The following is a 17,893-nucleotide window of genomic DNA, read 5'->3' as shown; positions in this document are numbered from 1 at the left end:
CAATCTAATCATTGGTGATTAGATTGCGTCATTATCATAGCTTGCCTTTTGGTAACTGACAACCGAAAAAATCAGTCCAGTGCTGTCAACAATGTTCATCACCATCTTTCTAATCATGTTGTTTCCATGACTGTCATGCACCAAGCCATTTTGCCAACACAAGAGAGCCATTTGTACCCCCAAAACCAAAACTGTTGGAGATGGCGTATTGTAAGTTTTGTACCGCCCTTGCGGTATGGGCAATATGGTCTAAAGCACACTTAGGATCAGGGTTATCTAGGTTAATGGTTGGTGGCAATTGTTGGTCTTGTAAGGCTTTAACGGTGGCAATGGCTTCAACCACCCCTGCCGCTCCAAGTAGATGTCCAGTCATGGATTTGGTAGAACTGACCGCAGGCATTCGTTCACACTGAGAAAAAACACTGGCGATGGCTTGACTTTCTGCCACATCACCCACTGGAGTACTCGTGCCATGAGCGTTGATATAACCTATTTGATAAGGTTCAATGCCCGCATCGTTGAGTGCTGCCATCATGGCTCGAGAAGCACCTTCGCCATTGTCTGGTGGCGCGGTAATGTGGCTGGCATCATCACTCATGCCAAATCCTGCCACTTCTGCCAAGATGACGGCTCCCCTAGTCTTAGCATGGGCAAGGCTTTCTAATACCATTGCTCCTGCTCCGTCCGACAGCACAAAACCATCTCTCCCAACATCAAACGGACGGCTGGCACAAGTCGGTTCATCATTACGAGTTGATAAGGCGTGCATGGCAGCAAACCCTGACATACCCACAGGCGTAGAAGCTTTTTCACTGCCCCCCACCACCATCACATCAGCATCACCATAAGCAATTAGCCGTGCTGCCACACCGATGGCATGGGTTGATGTGGTGCAAGCGGTCGATGTGGCAAGATTTGCCCCTTTTAAACCAAATTGAATGGCAACCAAACCCGCTGGCATATTGACAATCGAACCTGGAATGACGAAGGGGGAGACTTTTTTTGCACCTTTGTCAGCTAAGGTTAGGCTGGTGTCTTCTATCGTACCAACACCACCAATCCCAGAGCCAAACACCACCCCCACTCGATGAGCATCTGCCCCCACCAAACGAGCTGTTTTAAAATCATCTGTTTGGTCAAGCAATCCTGCATCTGCCAACGCCATGGCACAGCTTGCTAACCCATAGTGCATAAAAGTGTCATAACGTCTGGCATCTTTGCTGGTCATGTACTCATGCACATTAAAATCAATCACCGTACCAGCAATTTGTGAACGAAAATCGCTGACATCAAAATGCTCAATACGGCGAATGCCACTTTTACCTGCCAGCATGGCTTGCCAGGTGTCTGCCACCGAATTTCCTAATGGCGTGATTGCCCCCATGCCTGTGATGACCACTCGCTGATGGTCAGGACGTTGATGGTGTGGCAAGCGGTGTGGAGCGTTGCCAGTGGTGTTGATGTTATGGTTATCTGCTGCATTAAAATTGGTGTGGTCGATGCTCATACATTATCCATTAAATTGACTGTCCATTAAATTGACTATCCGTTAAATTGACTGATGCGGTCTGATGCTCTTTATCATAACACGCCCCCAGAAAAAACGCATCAGTTTACGAATGTAAACTTAAAAAATCCCATGCCATGACAATGCACTTGACCCAATCACGCAAAACACACTTGCCCCAACACCACTGCTTTTTTTGCCCCTGTAACGCTGGGCAAATTGCCTGTCTGTCCCATCAGCGTCTGCCTAGCAAGCCACGCAAAGGCAGTTGCTTCTACCCATATGGGCGGTAAGCCCAACTGCTCGGTACTGACGATTTTGCCACCAAGCAACTGCGGTATGTGCGACGCCATACGCAAAAGCAAATAATCATTATATGCCCCACCACCACAAGCAAAGACAGCCACTGGCGTGGTATCAGATGGCACGCTGGTCTTTTGAGTATTGGAATTTTGAGTATTGGGCTTGTGAATGCGGTTGATTTCGTTAGCGACACTGATGGCAGTCAACTCAGTTAAAGTATTTTGCACATCAGCAGGAGAATATCGCACATCGGGGTAATGTTGAGCAAAAGTTTGTAACTCATCATCTAACCATGGCAAATGAAACTCTTCTCGCCCTGTGCTTTTAGGAGTGGGTTTGGCAAAGTATTCATGGGCAAGCAGTTGCTTAAGCAATGGTTCAATTAATTTGCCTGATTGAGCAAACTGACCACCTGCATCATAACTGACATCACTGTGGCGAGCCACCCAAGCATCTAACAACAAATTGGCAGGACCTGTGTCATAGCCATAAGCAACCTGCCCCAGTTTCAGCGGTGGCAAAACGGTGATATTGGCGATGCCACCTAAGTTAACCAGTACCCGCCACTGCTCATCATCAGCAAACATGGCATGGTGAAAGGCTGGCACAAGCGGTGCTCCTTGCCCACCGACCGCCATATCACGGCGGCGAAAATCACTCACCACATTGATGCCTGTCCGTTCTGCCAAAACATTGGCATCCATTAATTGGGTACTAAAGCCAAGTCGTGGACGGTGGCGTACCGTCTGCCCGTGACAACCAATCGCCATGACGGCATTGGCAATGTCATCATCAACACAGCCATCATTGACGTTATTGATATTATGTTTATGGTCATGACCATCATACGCTTGGATTTGCCTTTGGGCTTTATCTAGCAAAGTCTGAACCAACTTACTGGTCTGCTCAGCATATGTTCGGCTTGCCCACCCTGCCCAATCCAACTCACTTAAAGCATCGATATCAACATCAGCCAAATAATCACCTAATGACTTCTTTTTTGGCAACATGGTTTGTGTTAGTGTGGTTTGCGTTAGCGTGGTTTGTGTGAACATGGTCATGTCCACTGGCGGTATTTGCTTAAGCTTATTGGCAAGTTGAACACAACCATTGGGCTGACATAAAGCAAGCAACACTTGCCGTAAGGGTTTGGGGAAACCCATGCTATGACTGGCAATCAGCCTAACCGCTGATTTGGTTGGCAAGCTTGTGATTGATGAGCTGGCGATGGCTTTGGTTTGTTCAGTTTGCTCAGATATGAACTGCACCAACACCGCATCCATCGCATCTAGGCTTGTGCCAGACATAATGCCAATATACAAACCATCAGCACACAGGTTTTTATTTAACTGCTTCAAACGCTCATTCAATCCAAACTCAATCCAAGATTACAAAGGTTTGACACCTTGACCAATGCCCCAAGATTGACTGCGTGAGCTATTTTCAGTAAATTCATAGTCATGAACAACGCCACGCTGATTGATATAAATAATCAAAATTTGTTCTTGTTTGCGAGCAGTAACCGCATTTTCAGATAACGCACCGCCGATACCAGCCCCTGCCACGGTTGCTAAAGCTTGACCTGAGCCACCACCAACTTGATAACCCAACACCCCACCAAGCAACGTACCACCTGCACCTGCCAAGCTTTTCATGATTTGTGAGCTATTATCGTAACGATAAATCAAGCGTGTCAGACCGTTGCTAAGGCGTTGTTTTTCCACAGGTTCACCAAACATTTGGCGAATTTGTCCTTCGCTGGTTACTCCTTTATGAATCGATGTGATTTGTTGGGCAGTCATTTGTGTGCCATGCGTAACACTGCATGCAGTTAATTGAAATAATCCCAAAGTCATCACCAGCATCATCACTTTTTTATTCATATTCATTCCCATCAAATCAGTTGACAATCAATTAACGACAATTAATTAACATTAGTAGCTAACATTCTAACATTGTGGCGTGTGGATTAATCCATTCCCATCACCAACCAAAGACTTTTAGCCATCATCATGTATGGTACATTAACCACCATCATAAGACAAGATAAGACCATTAAGAATGCTGACAAGCAACAATCACCCATAAAACAATCACCCATAAATAGCCATAAACAATAAAATCAAAACAACACAGTAAAAACAACGCATTTCAGTCAAGTGGCTTCAATCTTGATATTATTTACTTGATGTTATTTAGATGTTTTTTGCTAAGATGATGGGGGGCGATAAGCCGTTTTTAGGGTTCTGATGACATCATTTAGAAGTTGGTCATCACCTTGTTCTGCCATGTGTCGCATCAGTTTTGATGGGGCATGGGTGAGGGTTTGGGTAAGGCGTTGGCTAAAATCGGTGAGTACGTCTTCGGCGGTGGTGTTGCTTTGCTTTAGTTGGATAAGGGCTTGCTTTAGTAAGGTTTGAGCGTGTTGCTCTGCCATTTGACGATAGGTGTGAATGTCTGAGCCAACACGACGCACCGATAACCGCCGTTCAATGTCCAGCACCAACTGCGACACCAGCATCTCAGCATCAACAGCGGCTTGACGACGTTGTTCTAGGTTACCTGCGATGACATGCTGCAAGTCATCAACTGAATATAAGTAGATGTCATCAAGTAAACTGACTCGCTCATCAATGTCTCTAGGGACAGCCAAATCGACCATAAGAATGGGGCGATGTCGCCTTATCTTTAGGGCTTGTTGAGTCATGGATAAATCAATGAGCGTGTGCATACTGCCACTACAACTGCTGACAATGTCCGCTTGTGCCAAGCCATTTGCCAATGCGGTCAATGGCTGTGCGTCTATTTGGCAATGTGGGGCAATGCTTGCCAGCTCATCTGCCAACAGCTTGGCATTGTCAGCACTGCGGTTACAAATGATGATACGCTGTACACCCAAACCTGCAATATGACTGGCAACCAAACGATTCATTTCCCCTGCTGCCACCACCAGTAAGGTACATTTCGACACATCATGAAATATCTGCATTGCCAGTTTGGCGGCGGCAAACCCTAAGGTAACGGCTTGTGAGCCAACTTGGGTGTTATGGCGGACATTTTTGGCTGCCCAAAACACTTGGTCAGCAAGCCAACCAAAAGCACTGCTGACATATCCAAGCTCAAGTGATTGGCTAACAGCTTGCTTAATCTGCCCCAATATCTGCGGTTCGCCCAATATCATCGAATCTAGCCCAGCACTGACTCGTATCCAATGGGTCATGGCTTGGGTATTTTTGTGGCTGTACAAATAGGGGCTTAAACTTGTGAGTGATATGCCTTTATAATCTGCCAACCATTGATAGATGGCGTTTAGGGTTTGGGTTAGCCATGCGTCGTTGATTCTATTCACTTGACTGGCTTGATTGCTGGTTTGGTTATTGGGGTTTATGTGGTTTGGCTCTTTGGCAAGGGCATAAATCTCAGTGCGGTTGCAAGTGGAGACAATAACGCTGGCGGCGGTGATGCCAGACAGTTGTGCCAAAGCTGTTGGCATGTCGTCAGAGGCAAACGCCAATTTTTCACGCAAAGCAATGGGAGCAGTTTTATGATTGACACCAACGACCACAAGTTTCATGTATAACAGAACCGATAATTAACCGTTTGAGGGTTTATGATTAAATAAACGGCATATTATAGCATTGATAACGCCCCATGTTCATAAGCGATGTTCATAAGCGATGTTCATAAGCGATGTTCACGAGTCAAAAAAGACGTATTTACTCAGCATCGCCAAACACATAAGCACAATCACGGGGCGGATAAGTTTGCCACCACCTTTAACAACCATGTGTGAGCCAAAATACGCCCCGATACTTTGCCCCAAAATCATGGCAAGCCCCACTTTCCATAGGACATTTCCCCCCACAATAAAAAACATCAATGAAGCGGTGTTGGTTGCCAAATTCAACACCTTAGCCGTCCCAGTTGCCACGATGATGTGTCGTCCACGCAACGCCACATTGCCAAGAGCAAAAAACATGCCCGTGCCTGGACCGACATAACCGTCATACATGCCAATGATTGGCGTTATGATGCGTTGCCATGTGCTTTCACTGATTTTTGGTTGGGGCTCGACATCACCAAGACTTGGGGCAAACAAGGTATAAATGCCAATGACAGCAATCAAAAACGGAATGAGCGTCTTTAACCGCTCTGGCGATGACAATTGAACGGCCATCGTGCCTAAGCTTGAGCCGATAAAGGCGGCGATGATGGCAATCGTCAGCTCTTTTGGCTTCACCATGCCTTTTTTTATCATGGTGATGGACGCTGCCAACGCCCCTGAAGTGGCTTGCAGTTTGTTTGTTCCCAACGTCATCACAGGCGGTACATTGGCAAGCAATAATGCAGGAATGGTCAGCAAGCCACCACCGCCAGCAATGGCATCAATAAATCCTGCCATACCTGCCACCATCACCAATGCCAATATCATTTCTATCGACATGTCTACCATTCTATCGACATGTCTACCATGCAAACTTATCCCGTAAAGCCACTGGCTTAAATTAAAAGTTCTTTAATATCATATCTTTTATTAAAATGTCTTCATAAAAGTGCTTTAAAAAGCATTACGCTTTTATTACATTTAGCTACAGTTAATTACCTAAATTAGGTTTAACATACAACCATGTTTGTTTAACTCATCGTGCGTAATTCTCCACCCATAATCTTTGATTTAGGTGGAGATGTAAGCACAGGCGACCTAATCAGGGCGTTGTTGTTTTTCGATGTCATAGACACTAAATAAAAACAATGCTAAATTATACCCATATTTCAAAAAGTTAGCCGTTGCTCGTATTCATGAAAAAGTACGCAACCAGCATTTAGACTGACACCATATAAACACCATAAATTCACGCATAAACTGATTTGCGAAAACCAAGCTACCAGTCATGCACTTGAAGATTTGGGTGTAAAAAACATGGTAAAGAACCATAAAAAGCAAGCGTTAGCTGATGCACTAGGACTTAGTGTTGTATAAAGAGTTCTCTCATGCCGATACTATTCAGCGATGGTGGCATGACGAAAGGTAGCAACTCAATCTAAGCTTGGGTTGTTATGGGTCGCAAAGATTCCCCCATCATAACCGCTAGGTTTGGTGGTGGGAGTATGTCAATCATAAACAACGTTAACCAACAACTTTAATCATTGAGGTCATTATGATGAAAAACTTAACCAAACTTATCATCGCCACCCCTGCGGTTGCTTTATTAGCCGCTTGTGCCACCACGCCACCTGTTGCCACCACGGTTGGTCAAATAGAAAGTTTCACTTGTGAAAACGACGCTAACGTCAACGCTCAATATGCCACCAATGGCGACTGGGCAAACCTGACCATCACCATGCCAGAGCTAGGCTTAGACAATCAAGCCGTTACTTTAAAAAATGCCGTTACTGCCAGTGGCATGCGTTTTGTCAATGACACCAACCCCAACTCTACTTATGAGTGGCACACCAAAGGCGACATGGGCATTTTAAGCATCATTGCCACTGATGGCAACGAGTACGCAGTTTCTTGTCAAAAATAGCCTTATGGTAAAAATAGCTTCTTGGCAAAAATAAGCCAAAAGCAATGACTGATAAAGCCCTAGCCAAGTGTGGTTAGGGCTTTTTTTACCATAACGTTGAGACGATAAAAGCCAACTTCAAACGCCATACTGCTCACGATATGCCAGCATCTTTTGTAAATGCTCAGTTTGTTCATGGGTTTGTAGGTGGTTTATTAAGTCATCAATGCTTACCAATGCTTGTACAGGCACATTCAGCTGTTGTTGCAACTCAAGCATGGCAGATGTGTCCGTTTGTCCTTTTTCTTTGCGGTCAAGGGCGACAATGATGCCCGCCACACTTGCCCCCACGCCATCTAATAGTGCCATCACTTCACGCATTGCTGTGCCTGCGGTGATGACATCATCGAGTATCCAAACTGATTTGCCTGTCAAATTCGCCCCCACCAAATTGCCACTTTCGCCATGCGTTTTGGCTTCTTTGCGGTTGTATCCCCATTGGGCATTGATGCCATGGTGTTGCCAAAGTGCTTGGGCGGTGGCAGCAACAAACGGAATGCCTTTATATGCCGCTCCGAATATCACCAACTGTTTTGAGTCTTGTGTAACTTTGGCTAACGCATTGGCATAACCTTGAGCCAATAGGCTTAATGCTTGTCCTGTGGCAAGCAGTCCAGCATTAAAAAAATAAGGGCTAACTCGCCCTGATTTTAAAGTAAACTCACCAAACTTTAACACATCATTGTCTAGGGCAGTTTGGATAAAAGCAGATGGGGTAAAGTCTTGTGTGGTATGGTCAGCTGATTTGGTCATGGGTTTTCCTATCTTTTTGCCATGGGTCTTTGCCATGGTTTTTCTATATTAAAATTAAAGTGTGTTGATATGAAAGCGTGTTGATGATTCATCATGGGTAGTCAGACAAATAATGGTATGGCTGTGGTGATTGTGCCTTGCTGCTTGTATGGTATCATATCACACACCAATCTTGGCAATCGATTGCCAATCTGTCGCCCTAAATGTGGTCTGCCACAATTTTGTTGTTATCTTAACATTTGTTGTTACCTTGACACCAATCATTGACACCAACAAGGCGATGATATCAGGTGATTGTGGCTCAGCAAATGATGACAAACTAAAAAACGCATGTTTAGGATTACAAAACTTATGTCTATTATCCATATTGAAGATGGCATCATCAGCACCGCCAAACAATTGCCGTCCCCCAACCACAACGACCGCCCAGACAATACCTGTATCCGAGCCATTGTCATTCACAACATCAGCCTACCACCAGATGAATTTGCTCAAACTGATGCCAACGGTCTGCATCATGTCAAGGCACTGTTTACCAATCAGCTTCATTGGGATTCCCACCCTTATTTTAAATCCATCAAAGGCATACAAGTATCTGCCCACGTGTTTATTGAACGAGATGGCATGATGACTCAGTTTGTCAATTTGGATAAGCGAGCATGGCACGCAGGACATTCCGCTTATCTTGGGCAAACTCAGTGTAATGATTTTAGCATCGGTATTGAGCTTGAAGGCAGTGATTATCAACCATTCACCCCCAAGCAATACGATGTGCTGGCCCAGCTGATTGTGGCGATATACGACAGCTATCCTGCCACACGCCGACATCTGACAGGACATAGCGACATCGCTCCCAATCGCAAAACCGACCCAGGGGAACATTTTGATTGGGGGCGGTTGCGTCAGCAAGTGGCAAAAAGGCTGGCTGCCCAAACTTCAGATAAACAGCCAAATGAAACCAAATCGCACCACCCATAGAAATGCTATAATCACCTAATTTTGAACAAAAAAGGTCATCATGGCAAAAAGTCATTTATTCCGCTCAACTATGGTCGTCAGCTCCATGACCATGTTATCACGTATCCTAGGGCTGGTCAGAGACATGGTGCTGATGGGTGTGTTTGGAGCAGGTGGCTTGATGGATGCGTTTTTGGTTGCCTTTAAAATACCCAATTTTTTGCGACGTTTGTTTGCTGAAGGGGCATTTAGCCAAGCCTTTGTGCCAGTACTCAGCGAATATAAAGAAAAATATAACCTAATCGAAGTGCAACTGCTGATTAGCCGTGTGTCTGGGGCGTTGATGTTGATATTATCCCTGTTGACGGCAGTGGTCATCTTGCTTGCTCCTTGGGTGATTACCTTATTTGCTCCTGGATTTGTGGCTGAACCAGATAAATTTACTGCCGCCAGTCAGCTTTTACGGTTGACGTTCCCCTATTTGTTGTTCATCTCCATGACGGCGTTTGCTGGCAGTATTTTACAAAGTTATGGGCGTTTTGCTGCTCCTGCCTTTGCCCCTGTGTTGCTTAACTTATGTATGATTGCAGGGGCGTTGATATTTGCTCCGATGTTTGCCACCCCCATCATGGCATTGGGTTATGCGGTTGCCGTTTCTGGCTTGTTACAACTGCTTATCCAACTGCCTCAACTTTGGCAACAACAGTTGTTGGTCGCCCCTAAAATTAACTTTCAACACGAAGGGGTCAAACGCATCTTAAAGCTGATGTTGCCTGCCATTTTTGGTGTGTCAGTAACCCAGATAAATCTGTTGTTAAATACCGTGTTTGCGTCTTTGATGGTGGGTGGTTCGGTGTCGTGGTTGTATGCCGCTGAGCGAATGAGTGAGCTTCCACTTGGGCTAATCGGTGTGGCGATAGGCACAGTGATATTGCCAAGCTTGTCTGCCAGCGAAGCCAAAAAAGACGATATGAATTTTAAAAAAACGCTGGATTGGGCAGCACGGTTGATTGTGCTGGTGGGGCTGCCTGCCAGTGTCGCCATGTGGGTGCTGTCAGATGTGTTCATGCAGGCGTTGTTTTTGCGTGGTGAGTTCACCTTGCACGATGCCAAGATGAGTGCCATTGCCCTAAAAAGTCTGTCAGGGGGTATTTTAGGTTTTATGCTGATTAAGATTTTTGCCCCTGCATTTTTTGCTCGTCAAGACACCAAAACGCCCGTCAAAATAGGCATCGCTTCAGTCTTTGCCAACATGCTGTTTAGCGTGCTGTTCATTGCGATTTATCATCATCTCAAACTGCCACTACATGGTGGATTGGCGTTAGCAACCACAGGTGCATCGTTTGTCAATGCTGGGTTGTTGTATTACTTTTTACATCGGCGTGGGGTGTTTTGTTTTGAGCGTCATTGGTATAAATTATTTGCTCAATTTGCTGTGGCGACATTGGCGATGGTGGGCAGTCTGTATCTGTTGATGCCCTACTTCCCAACCCATGCGATGCAGTGGCAACGCTTACTTGCGGTACTTATCATCAGTGCCTTGGGGGCAATGGTGTATGGGGTGGTGCTACTTATCACAGGCTTTCGCCCAAGACATCTTAGACATGGCTAGTTAGCACAAGTTATCCATCTAAGCCATCGCATCTAAATGAACTAAAAGTTTGCATCAACCAAATTCATCATTATCTGCGTTATTCATCGCTTTTTTCATCGCTTGTACGGCTTGGCTAAGTCCCATAAATACCGCATCAGCGATTAACGCATGACCGATATTCAACTCATTAATGCCATCAATTTGGGCGATGGCGGTTACGTTATCTCGAGTTAACCCATGCCCTGCATTCACCAACATGTTAGGGGCAATCTGTCTGCTGTGGTTGACTGCATTGATGATGCGAGTCAATTCAGCTGTCTGTAAGTGCTGATTACCTGCCAGCCCTGCTTCGGCATATGCCCCTGTATGAATTTCAATCGCATTTGCCCCTATGGTTGCGGCAGCATCAATCTGAGCGATATCAGCATCAATAAATAAAGACACTTGGCAACCGACTGCTTGCAAATTTGCCACATAGCCATGCAAATACTGTAACTGCCCCACCACATTCAGCCCCCCTTCTGTGGTCAGCTCAGCTCGTTTTTCTGGCACCAGACACACCCAATCGGGCTGGATTTGCTTGGCGATAATCAGCATCTCATCAGTCGCCGCCATTTCAAGATTCATGGCAATGCTAATGGCATCTTTTATGCGTTTGACATCATCATCTTGGATATGACGGCGGTCTTCTCTTAAGTGCAGGGTGATGCCATCTGCCCCTGCTTGCTCACAGATTAATGCACCTTGTACAGGGTCTGGGTAATTCACCCCACGGGCTTGGCGTAGGGTGGCAATGTGGTCGATATTGACACCAAGATTGGGGCTGTTCATAACAAATCCTTTTTTTATACCAAGATGATTTTATAAAAGAAAATTAGGGCGATAAAAAACGGCGTTGCTGTTGCCAGAGTTTGCGACTTTGCAAAGGCTTATCATCTAACAAACTGTCCACCACTTGCCGATGCAGTTGTGTCCAAGCAGGCATCACTGGCTGTATCAAGGCAAACCAAGCATGTAACATCTCGACAAATTGAGCGTCTATCATCGCATGACTTGGCACATCATCACAACCAACATCATCACGACCAAAGTCATCAACATGACACAAACGAAAATATGCTAACTTCTCGTTAACCATTGCCAACTTCAAGACATCTGCACCCAGCCAAGCTCTTTGGCAACTGCCAGATGATGACGCTTCAAATTTGGTCAATCGCACCCAGCCTTTATTCACATGATAGCAATAATGTTGTGTGGGTAAAATGGCATTGTCTTTTTCATCAATCACAAAACTGATGCCATAGCCCAATTCAGCAAACAACAGACTTTCAAAACAACGTAATATATACGCCAATGGCAACAGTGTGTGGCTGTTTTGACCGTTATGGTTGTTTTGACTGTTATGGCTGTTTTGACAAGCATTTGCCAATAACATCAGCGTCTGTTCATAAGCCCACCACAGCATAGGCATGGGGTCTTCTACAGTCAATACTCGCCAAAGCAGTTCATTGACATACAACGCTCCATACAGATTCTGCCCTGTGATTTGCCCTAAGTTTGTGCGGTTGTGTTGTGGTTGTGGCTGACTAAACGTTTTAAGTCCACCTTTGCCAGTGGCAAACAAGGTCATGCGAGTGAGTAAAGGCATGCCTTTTTTGCCCACACCATGTACCACCCCATGCGTTGGGGTAAATAGGTGATACAAAGCACGCTTTTCTTGATAAGCCTTATGATGCAACACATAGCCGATGAGTGCTTGATGACGCATGGTGTGTGATGATGCTAATAACCCAAACTACTCAAGGCTCTTTCATCATCAGACCAGCCACGTTTGACTTTGACCCAAAGGGTGAGCATCACCTTTTTGTCAAACATCTTCTCCATGTCTTGGCGTGCATCAATGCCCACTTGCTTGATACGACTGCCTTTATCACCGATGACAATGGCTTTTTGCCCTTTTCTCTCAACAAAAATGGTGGCATCAATAAAGGTTACTGCTTGACGCATTTTGCCTGTTTTGGCATCTTTATGGGCAGGTTCATCTTTAAAGGTGTCAATCTGTACGGTCAAATCATAAGGCACTTCATCGCCTGCTGACCGCATGATTTTTTCTCGGATAATTTCACTTGCTAAAAACCGTTCCGAACGGTCAGTAATCTGCTCGGTATCATAAATGGGAGCAGACTTAGGCAAATGGCTTTTGATGATTTGTACCAGACGATTGGTATTTTGGTTTTTAAGGGCAGAGACAGGCACAATGTCAGTAAAATCAAAGCTTTCTTGAAAAGTATCCATCAGTGGTAATAATGCTGATTTATCATTTAAGGTATCTACTTTATTAATCACCAATACCACAGGCAGGTCAGTATTACCAATTTTTTGTAAGGTGAGCAAATCATCTTCTCGCCACTGGTCAGAGTCCACCACAAACAGCACCAAATCCACATCTACCAACGCCGACACAGCTGCTTGATTCATGCGTTCATTGATGGCACGAACTTGGTTATGATGAATACCAGGCGTATCAACAAACACCGCTTGCATGCTGTCGGTTGACAAAATACCGTGAATGCGATGACGAGTGGTCTGTGGTTTTCGAGACGTGATGGAAAGCTTTTGCCCAAGCAAATGATTCATTAAAGTCGATTTACCCACATTCGGGCGACCGACAATCGCCACATACCCTGCACGAAAATCGTTATCATTGGCTTCATTTTGAAAAAAAGCATCAATCACCGTCTCCTGCTTGGCTTGATGATGTGTGTCTTGAGATTGCCTTTGCTCTTTGCCTGACTGCTGGCTTTTATCATGAGCATTGGTATTGATGGTATGTTGAGATTGGTTAGTCATTGGCTGATGGTTTCTTGTATGGGGGTAAAATGAGCAATCACATAGATAAGTTTAAATTAAGATTTTGGACTTGGAATTTGAGTTAAGTAACGCCTTAGGTAATTTGTTAAGTTGGTTAATCATCAGTTCAGCTGCTTTTTGCTCAGCAATACGGCGACTTTCACCAGACTGCACAATATCTGAACAGCCTCTAATGCCCACTCGACAACTGACCAAAAATACTTGGTTCGGTGCATTGCCTTGAGTTTCTACCAACTCATAAATGGGCAAGGGCATTTGTTTGGCTTGTAACCATTCTTGCAAGCGACTCTTGGCATCTTTTAGAAGTTTTTGTTCACTGACACTGTCAATCAAATCACCATACCACTCAAGCACGCACGCACGCACCACATGAATATCCCCACTGTCAAGATAAATCGCCCCTATCAGTGACTCAACCACATCTGCCAAAATAGAAGGACGCTTACGCCCACCACCTTTACGTTCACCCACGCCCAAAATCAAATGGTTAGGCAGACACAACCGATGAGCAATCTGTACCAGCGTCTCTTGACGCACCAAAGTGGCACGCATGCGGGTGAGTTTGCCTTCCTTATGCTCAGGATAACGCTGATACAAGGCTTCGCCGATAATCATGCCCAACAAAGCATCACCCAAGAACTCCAACCGCTCATAGTTATGAACAGAATCATAAGAGCGGTGCATCAAGGCCTGATATGGCAAGGCTTGATTAACAAATTCATAACCAAGTTTTGCCATCAAAGCAGACAGATTGTTCACAAACTCTTTGGGTATTTTATCAGGCGATTTATTCATAAAAACAACGATAACAAAAAAATTTGATAACTCATAAAAAAATCAGCACCACAAATGCGTTATCATATTTAGCTAACCATGGACACTTAATTAGACGCATCGGCAGCGGTGATTTCACCTTCAAAATGATTCACAATGTCCACATTGGCAAAAAAATTATTCACCACGGTATAGTCTTTTTTGATTTTTAGATTACCTGGCTTATCGCTGATGAATTTAATCACATCTTCAGCCTTAGTATCATAGTTGGCGTTGATTTGTAACTGTCTTTGGATATTGGTTAAGTATTGCTGTTTGGTTTCTTTGTTATCATTGGCTTTTTTTAGCTCAATTGCTAAGGCTTTGGTGAGTTGATAATCACCAATATGGGCAGGAATGATTGCCATGCCCAATTTAACAAACACCACAACAGCAATGATGCCAAACACAACACCAGTCACACTTGCTCCTTGCTGTTGGCTGGGCAATTGTAAATTAAAATTTGCATTCATGGCATTTTCTCCCCTTTATCAAACATATCGTTAAAATCAATATTTGCGGTTGCTGTCAATGATACGCACTGTGGCGTGTCTCTCAGTCAATTGCAATTTTAGTCTCTTGATGTTTCAGCCCATTGCACCTTTATATGATATATGATGATACCTTTTATGATTGCATCTTTTATGCCATTTTTATGCAATTGCTGGTTTGCCTGTGCCAAGCACGCTCTTAAGCATTTCCTAATCAATCTGCCCATTACGAGTAAACGTTGGTAAGTTGAACCCTGGTTTTTTGTGCATCCAGACATACACGGCTTTACCTGCTAAGTTAGCATCAGGCACAAATCCCCAAAAACGCCCATCTTGACTGCGGTCTCGGTTATCACCCATGACAAAATAATGCCCTTCTGGTACGCTAATTTGCCAACTCTTACCCCCACTGGCAAGCACCTCTGGCGATGCCTGCTGTAAAAATTCACCATATTGTGAGCTATTAATACCCTCTAAATAGCGTACTCGGTAACCATGCTGACCAAGTTTTTCTGTTTTATATTCAGTATGTGTTTCTTCTAATACACCCAACTGAACCGCTTCTTCTTGGGTTAATTGATGACCTCCCATGTCTTGACCTGCAGGATACAGTTGTTCAGTCAGCTCAGTTGGTGGCTGATGACTGACCGCTTGCGTTGATAAAGCAGTGCCGTTGATGCTTAGCACGCCATTGTCATAACTCACCGTATCACCTGGCAAACCAATCACACGCTTGATATAGTAAATACTGGGTTGTTCAGGATAGCGAAACACCACCACATCACCATGCTCAGGGTTGCCTGTCGCCATGATTTTTTTGTAAATAAGTGGCAATCTGATTCCATAGGCGTATTTATTGACCGCAATAAAATCCCCTGTGTATAACGTTGGCACCATAGATGATGATGGAATGTTAAACGGCTCAATGATGAACGAACGCACCACCAACACCACCGCCAATACAGGAAAAAAATCATACGCCCAAGTGATGGCAAAGTTTTCATTGCCTTTGCCTTTTTGCTGACGTTGTTTAAAAATCAGCTTATCAGCAAGCCAAATTAACCCCAAAATTAAGGTGACAGGCACCAATATCAGATTAAAATCAAAATCCATAACCAGCCTATGTTATCATTGGGTTAAAGTATGTATGGCATCACAAACCATCAACCATCTACCTTTAACACTGCCAAAAACGCTTCTTGGGGAATTTCCACACTGCCCACTTGTTTCATGCGTTTTTTACCCTCTTTTTGCTTGGACAGTAGTTTTTTCTTACGAGACACATCACCACCATAGCATTTTGCCAACACATCTTTTCGCATGGCCTTGACGGTACTGCGAGAGATGATTTGACTGCCAATGGCGGCTTGAATGGCAACATCAAACATTTGCCGCGGGATAAGCTCTTTCATTTTTTCAACCAGCTGATTGCCCCGATAACGAGCATTGTCATGATGACAAATCATCGCCAAGGCATCGACTTTATCGCCATTTATCAGCACATCCACACGCACAAGTTTGGCAGGTTCATAGCGGTTAAAGCCATAATCAAGTGATGCAAATCCCCGAGATACCGATTTTAAACGGTCAAAAAAATCCATGACCACCTCACCCATGGGAATATCAAAAATCAGTTGCACTTGTTTTCCCATAAATTTCATGTCTATCTGCACACCACGACGCTCAATACATAAAGTAAGCACACTGCCCAAATAATCTTGTGGCACAAGTATCTGACAGCGAGCGATGGGCTCACGAAATTCATCAATCACCCCTGTATCAGGCAATCTTGATGGGTTATCCACATGGATAATGTCACCATTTTTCTTTTTAATTTCATAAATGACCGATGGGGCAGTGGTGATTAAATCCAAATCGTACTCACGTTCCAGACGCTCCTGAATAATTTCCATGTGCAACATGCCCAAAAAGCCACAACGAAACCCAAAGCCTAAAGCATCTGATGTGTCTGGCTCAAAAAACAATGCCGCATCATTGATTTGTAACTTTTGTAAGGCATCACGGAATTTTTCAAAATCACTTGAGTCAACAGGAAACATGCCTGCATAGACTTGAGGTGTGGCTTGCTTAAACCCTGGAATACGGTCAACATCTGGCGTTTTTTCATGGGTGATGGTATCCCCAACAGGTGCTCCATGAATGTCTTTGATGCCTGCAATCACAAAGCCCACTTCACCTGCTTCTAAGACATCAGTCTCAAGCGGTTTCGGTGTAAACACACCGATGGACGTCACAGGATGAGCTTCTTTGGTCGATTTAATATAGATTTTATCGCCTTTTTTGACCCGCCCCTGACGCACACGCACCAACGACACCACACCCAAATAATTATCAAACCAAGAATCAATAATCAACGCCTGCAAAGGCGCATCACGATCACCCACAGGAGATGGAATAAAGTCAATCAACCGTTGTAACAGTTCATCAACCCCCACACCAGATTTGGCAGACACTCTTGGGGCATCGATGGCTTCAATACCGATGATGTCTTCAATCTCTTGAATGACTCGCTCAGGCTCAACTTGGGGCAAATCAATTTTGTTCAGCACAGGCAATACTTCAAGCCCTTGTTCAACTGCCGTGTAGCAGGTAGCGACTGATTGAGCTTCAACCCCTTGAGCGGCATCAACCACCAACAACGCCCCCTCACACGCCGCCAATGAACGTGACACTTCATAAGAAAAATCCACATGCCCTGGGGTATCAATAAAATTCAGCTCATAACGTTCACCATTGGGATGATTGTAATACAAAGTTACTGACTGTGCCTTGATGGTGATGCCTCGCTCACGCTCAATGTCCATGGAATCGAGTACTTGAGCCTGCATTTCACGGTCTTGTAATGCCCCACACATCTGAATAAAACGGTCCGCTAATGTGGATTTACCGTGGTCAATATGGGCAATGATAGAAAAATTTCGAATATGAGCTAATGCGGTCACGGATACTGCCTAATCTGTTGATAAAGTACATTAATCAAGTACTGTGGGCAAACGCCCAACAAAATAGGCATGAT

The 17,893-nt window shown here is 44.6% G+C and carries 16 protein-coding genes; 3 read left to right on the top strand and 13 right to left on the bottom strand.

Translation table 11 applies throughout. From position 1 onward, the window contains the following. Positions 1 to 133 precede the first annotated feature (133 nt). From fabF to WDM69_RS00720, 5 genes are all read right to left on the bottom strand, one after another. Positions 134 to 1,384 (bottom strand): beta-ketoacyl-ACP synthase II, encoded by a 1,251-nt coding sequence (gene fabF, locus WDM69_RS00740; RefSeq protein WP_240494915.1) that lies wholly within the window; start codon positions 1,382 to 1,384, stop codon positions 134 to 136. Positions 1,385 to 1,665: 281 nt separating this feature from the next. Next, entirely contained in the window at positions 1,666 to 3,180 is a 1,515-nt protein-coding gene (locus WDM69_RS00735) for an anhydro-N-acetylmuramic acid kinase (RefSeq protein ID WP_276206629.1), read from the bottom strand. Positions 3,181 to 3,198: 18 nt separating this feature from the next. Next, entirely contained in the window at positions 3,199 to 3,693 is a 495-nt protein-coding gene (locus tag WDM69_RS00730; protein ID WP_338755480.1) for a hypothetical protein, read from the bottom strand. Positions 3,694 to 4,019: 326 nt separating this feature from the next. Continuing rightward, a complete protein-coding gene (gene hemA, locus WDM69_RS00725; protein WP_338755479.1) occupies positions 4,020 to 5,384 on the bottom strand; it encodes a glutamyl-tRNA reductase in 1,365 nt (454 codons plus the stop codon). Between the two features lie 120 nt (positions 5,385 to 5,504). Further along, on the bottom strand, positions 5,505 to 6,263 hold the full coding sequence (locus WDM69_RS00720; RefSeq protein ID WP_078307645.1) for a TSUP family transporter: 759 nt from the start codon (positions 6,261 to 6,263) through the stop codon (positions 5,505 to 5,507). 706 nt (positions 6,264 to 6,969) lie between these two features. On the opposite strand from WDM69_RS00720, the gene WDM69_RS00715 reads away from it, so the two are divergent. Continuing rightward, positions 6,970 to 7,338, top strand: coding sequence for an MliC family protein (locus WDM69_RS00715; RefSeq protein WP_338755478.1), 369 nt, complete (start codon positions 6,970 to 6,972; stop codon positions 7,336 to 7,338). A gap of 117 nt (positions 7,339 to 7,455) precedes the next feature. Here the strand turns inward: WDM69_RS00715 and pyrE are convergent, their stop codons facing one another. After that, the gene (gene pyrE / locus WDM69_RS00710) at positions 7,456 to 8,130 is read right to left on the bottom strand and encodes an orotate phosphoribosyltransferase (protein WP_078307648.1); all 675 of its coding nucleotides are present in this window, start codon (positions 8,128 to 8,130) and stop codon (positions 7,456 to 7,458) included. Between the two features lie 351 nt (positions 8,131 to 8,481). On the opposite strand from pyrE, the gene ampD reads away from it, so the two are divergent. Together ampD and murJ are read left to right on the top strand one after the other, a co-directional pair. After that, a complete protein-coding gene (gene ampD, locus WDM69_RS00705; protein WP_078307649.1) occupies positions 8,482 to 9,108 on the top strand; it encodes a 1,6-anhydro-N-acetylmuramyl-L-alanine amidase AmpD in 627 nt (208 codons plus the stop codon). Positions 9,109 to 9,148: 40 nt separating this feature from the next. Further along, the gene (gene murJ, locus WDM69_RS00700; RefSeq protein WP_078307650.1) at positions 9,149 to 10,699 is read left to right on the top strand and encodes a murein biosynthesis integral membrane protein MurJ; all 1,551 of its coding nucleotides are present in this window, start codon (positions 9,149 to 9,151) and stop codon (positions 10,697 to 10,699) included. Positions 10,700 to 10,753: 54 nt separating this feature from the next. Here murJ and WDM69_RS00695 read toward each other — a convergent pair whose 3' ends face one another. The 7 genes from WDM69_RS00695 to lepA form a co-directional block, all read right to left on the bottom strand. Then, on the bottom strand, positions 10,754 to 11,512 hold the full coding sequence (locus WDM69_RS00695) for a pyridoxine 5'-phosphate synthase (RefSeq protein WP_078307652.1): 759 nt from the start codon (positions 11,510 to 11,512) through the stop codon (positions 10,754 to 10,756). A gap of 43 nt (positions 11,513 to 11,555) precedes the next feature. Beyond that, the gene (gene recO, locus WDM69_RS00690; RefSeq protein ID WP_078307653.1) at positions 11,556 to 12,449 is read right to left on the bottom strand and encodes a DNA repair protein RecO; all 894 of its coding nucleotides are present in this window, start codon (positions 12,447 to 12,449) and stop codon (positions 11,556 to 11,558) included. A gap of 14 nt (positions 12,450 to 12,463) precedes the next feature. Beyond that, positions 12,464 to 13,531, bottom strand: a complete 1,068-nt coding sequence (gene era, locus WDM69_RS00685) for a GTPase Era (RefSeq protein WP_411350631.1) — start codon at positions 13,529 to 13,531, stop codon at positions 12,464 to 12,466. A 51-nt stretch (positions 13,532 to 13,582) separates the two neighbouring features. Next, positions 13,583 to 14,347 (bottom strand): ribonuclease III, encoded by a 765-nt coding sequence (gene rnc, locus WDM69_RS00680; RefSeq protein ID WP_338755477.1) that lies wholly within the window; start codon positions 14,345 to 14,347, stop codon positions 13,583 to 13,585. Positions 14,348 to 14,433: 86 nt separating this feature from the next. Continuing rightward, positions 14,434 to 14,838 (bottom strand): DUF4845 domain-containing protein, encoded by a 405-nt coding sequence (locus WDM69_RS00675; RefSeq protein ID WP_078307658.1) that lies wholly within the window; start codon positions 14,836 to 14,838, stop codon positions 14,434 to 14,436. Positions 14,839 to 15,066: 228 nt separating this feature from the next. Beyond that, on the bottom strand, positions 15,067 to 15,969 hold the full coding sequence (lepB, locus tag WDM69_RS00670) for a signal peptidase I (protein WP_078307659.1): 903 nt from the start codon (positions 15,967 to 15,969) through the stop codon (positions 15,067 to 15,069). Between the two features lie 50 nt (positions 15,970 to 16,019). Next, entirely contained in the window at positions 16,020 to 17,819 is a 1,800-nt protein-coding gene (lepA, locus tag WDM69_RS00665) for a translation elongation factor 4 (protein ID WP_078307661.1), read from the bottom strand. Between the last annotated feature and the right edge of the window lie 74 nt (positions 17,820 to 17,893).

Origin of the sequence: Lwoffella lincolnii (genome assembly GCF_037201985.1) — a bacterium.
Classification (GTDB): domain Bacteria; phylum Pseudomonadota; class Gammaproteobacteria; order Pseudomonadales; family Moraxellaceae; genus Psychrobacter; species Psychrobacter lincolnii.
This window is presented reverse-complemented; position numbering and strand designations above follow the sequence as displayed.